Source organism: Mesorhizobium sp. M0816, from assembly GCF_040320005.1.
Classification (GTDB): domain Bacteria; phylum Pseudomonadota; class Alphaproteobacteria; order Rhizobiales; family Rhizobiaceae; genus Mesorhizobium.
The window spans coordinates 1-1082 of sequence record NZ_JAMYOT010000098.1 but is presented as its reverse complement, the minus strand read 5'-3'; the positions used below and the strand labels follow the sequence as shown (position 1 = coordinate 1082).

Sequence of the window (1082 nt, the reverse complement as noted above, 5' to 3'; positions counted from 1 at the left end):
TCAGGCTTGTGGCGGTCGAGCGCGTCAAGCTCGTCCTGACGCTCGCGGACGGCTACGAGCGCGGCATTCCAGCGTCGCTCCAGTTCGCCTGCTACAAGCCGGTTGTCCGGGTCGACGGCGTCATACTGGCGGCGTGCATGGGCGGCTTCATAACGTGCCTGCTCGAGTGCGAGCTCCACATGGCGCCGCTTCTCTCCAGCCTGCACGGTGGAGGTCTCGATGGCCTTGATCGCCGCTTCCATGCCGAGCGGTTGAAGGCGTTGAAGAACCTCCGCGCTGACCGCCTGATCGACCCGCAACGATCCGAAGCCGATGCACGGGTCGGTTCCGTGGTTGACCTGCGCTCCGCGGCAATGATAGCGCCCCGTATTGCCGTTGCTGCCGGAATAGGAGACATGCAGCTTGCGGCCGCAATGGCCGCAGCGCAAGAGACCGCCGAGCAGCAACTCGCCCCGGCGAAGAGCACCGCGCGGCACCAGGCCTTTGCTTGTGGCATTGTCCGTGATCAGGCGCTGATTCCTCTCAAAATCGTGCCAGCTCAGGTAACCTTCGTGATGGTCGATGAGCAAGACCTCCCAGTCGGCGCGATCGCGCCTGATCCCACGCAAAATCCGTTTGCGTCCGGCCTCTATGGTGACTTTGCTGCAGGTTCGCCCGAACGCATAGGCGCCGGCGTAGATCGGGTTGGTGAGAATGTGGTGCACCGTATTGTAGACGGGCAGCTTCCAGACGATCGCCCTGTCCGCCGCGCGCGTGTAATTTACGGCAGGGAGCATAATGCCCTCGCGGCGCAACCACAGATGCACCTGCCGGATGCTCTGCAGTTCGTCGAAACGCCGGAATACAAGATCGATCGCCTCGCGGATCCGCAGGTCCGGGTCTTTCTCGACCCGGTTCCGGCCCGACTTGACGTAACCGATCGCCACCGTCAGGAAAAGTTCGCCCCGTCGTGCCTTCTGCTTCAGGGCTTCGATCGAGCGGGCCCGCAGGATCGAAAGCTCCAGTTCGCTCATCGTGCCCTTCATGCCGAGCAGCAGCCTGTCGTTGGGATGACGCGGTTCGTAGATGCCGTCCTCATCGAT

At 62.9% G+C, this 1082-nt stretch carries 1 protein-coding gene; it reads right to left on the bottom strand.

Going from position 1 to position 1082, the window contains the following annotated elements:
- A partial coding sequence (locus NKI17_RS36820) for a recombinase family protein (protein ID WP_352907947.1) occupies nucleotides 1–1082 on the bottom strand: 1082 nt, incomplete at both ends.